Below are 1,690 nucleotides of genomic sequence, written 5' to 3'. Positions count from 1 at the left end.
GCCGCCCCCGTCGCGCCGCCGGCGCGGACGGCCGAGCCGGCCGGCGGGCACGGCGCCCCGGTCCCGCTGGTGCGCCGGCAGGTCCCCGACCTCGAGCCGCTCGACCCGGAGTACATCAGCGACTCCGTCGAGGCGCGGTCGGACTGGATGGCCTCGGCCGTGCTGTACGAGGAGATGTCGACCCTGCTGCAGGGCTCCGACGACTTCCAGGAGACGGCGCTGAGCGGTGCGGACAGCGGGACGTACCAGCCGCTCAGGGTCGAGCCGACGGCGTCCTCCGGTCTGACGCGCCGCTCGCGCGGGCAGGACCGCGAGGGCTACGTGGACCGGTTCACGGCCCGGATCGACCGCGACCCGGAGCAGCTCCGGGCACGGCTCTCGGCGTTCCAGTCCGGCACGGCCCGCGGCCGCGTGGAGGGGACCGACGAGGCCGGTTCGACGTGGGCACCCGAGACCATGGATCATGTCCCTGATTCAGCGCCGCAGGCGCGGTGACGACGTGCCGTCTGTGGCAACTGACGAGGAGGAACAGTGAACGCGCTCAGCACCGAGGCCACGAACTTCGGGTGGCTGCTCGACAACTTCGTGCGGACGGTACCGGGTAGCCGGCACACGCTCGTGGTGTCGGCCGACGGCCTGCTCATGGCCATGTCGGACCAGCTCGACCGCACGAGCGGCGACCAGCTCGCCGCCATCGTCTCGGGCATGTCGAGCCTGACCCGCGGGGCCGCCCGCCAGCTCAACGGCGGCAACGTCCGCCAGGCCATCATCGAGATGGACAACGGCTTCCTGTTCCTCATGAACGTGTCGAACGGGTCCGTGCTCGGTGTCGTGGCGGAGGCGAACTGCGACATCGGCCTGATCGGCTACGAGATGGCGCTCCTGGTCTCGCGCACGGAGGCTACGCTGACCCCGCAGCTGATCTCCGAGATGCGGGGGAGCCTCCCCGTTGACGGTGCAACTCGAGCCCCCGTGGGATGAGGTCTGATCGATGACGAACGTACCCTTCGGCAACGTCGGGACGCAGGGCGACGTCTACGAGGCGGCGACCGTCCGCCCGTACGCCGTGACCGGCGGTCGCGTGCGGTCGGCCACGTCGGACCTCCCGCTCGAGGCGCTCGTCGAGGTCATGCCCGGCGCGGTGAACAGCTTCGGCCTGCCTCCTGAGAAGCGCTCGATCCTGCAGCACGCGGCGCACACCTACGTCTCCATCGCCGAGCTCTCGGCGCTGCTCCGGCTGCCGCTCGGCGTGACGAAGGTGCTCGTCGCCGACCTGCAGGAGGACAACTACATCACCGTCCACACCTCGACCCCGCTCAACGTGCACACGGGCCACGGCAGCAACCACTCGGGCCTGTCGCTGAGCGTCCTGGAGAGTGTTCTCAATGGCATTTCCACCCTCTGAGGGCTCCGGCGCCGCACCGCAGGGCGGTGCGTCGTCGGGCTCGTCCGCGGGTACGGTCCCGGCGCCCTCGTGGTCGCCGCTGAACGGCTCGGGTCCCGCGGAGGGTGCCGGCTCGGCGCAGTCCGCGCCCGCCGCCCCGTCCGGGCAGGCGGCGTCCGCGCAGCCGGAGCAGACGGCCGACAGGCCCGCCGCGGCGCAGGCCGCGCCCGCCGCCCCTCAGCAGGTGCCGGTGGCGCAGCAGGCTCCCGCCGCGCAGCAGGCACCTGCGGCGGCGTACACGCCCGC

The 1,690-nt window shown here is 72.4% G+C and carries 3 protein-coding genes and 1 pseudogene; all 4 read left to right on the top strand.

The features are described from left to right. A partial coding sequence (locus tag JZ5iCDA_RS19255) for a hypothetical protein (RefSeq protein ID WP_171905432.1) occupies window positions 1-495 on the top strand: 495 nt, incomplete at its 5' end. 36 nt (window positions 496-531) lie between these two features. After that, the gene (locus JZ5iCDA_RS17350; RefSeq protein WP_024839165.1) at window positions 532-981 is read left to right on the top strand and encodes a roadblock/LC7 domain-containing protein; all 450 of its coding nucleotides are present in this window, start codon (window positions 532-534) and stop codon (window positions 979-981) included. Between the two features lie 10 nt (window positions 982-991). Continuing rightward, a complete protein-coding gene (locus tag JZ5iCDA_RS17345) occupies window positions 992-1,405 on the top strand; it encodes a DUF742 domain-containing protein (RefSeq protein ID WP_069388225.1) in 414 nt (137 codons plus the stop codon). Then, window positions 1,386-1,690 (top strand): annotated as a pseudogene (locus JZ5iCDA_RS19485) (hypothetical protein); the annotation flags it as partial. The gene JZ5iCDA_RS17345 and the pseudogene JZ5iCDA_RS19485, both read left to right, overlap by 20 nt.

The sequence above is a fragment of the Cellulosimicrobium cellulans genome (assembly GCF_001722485.1).
Taxonomy (GTDB): domain Bacteria; phylum Actinomycetota; class Actinomycetes; order Actinomycetales; family Cellulomonadaceae; genus Cellulosimicrobium; species Cellulosimicrobium cellulans_A.
Note: the sequence above shows the minus strand (reverse complement) of the source record. Positions and strands in the feature narration are given on the sequence as shown.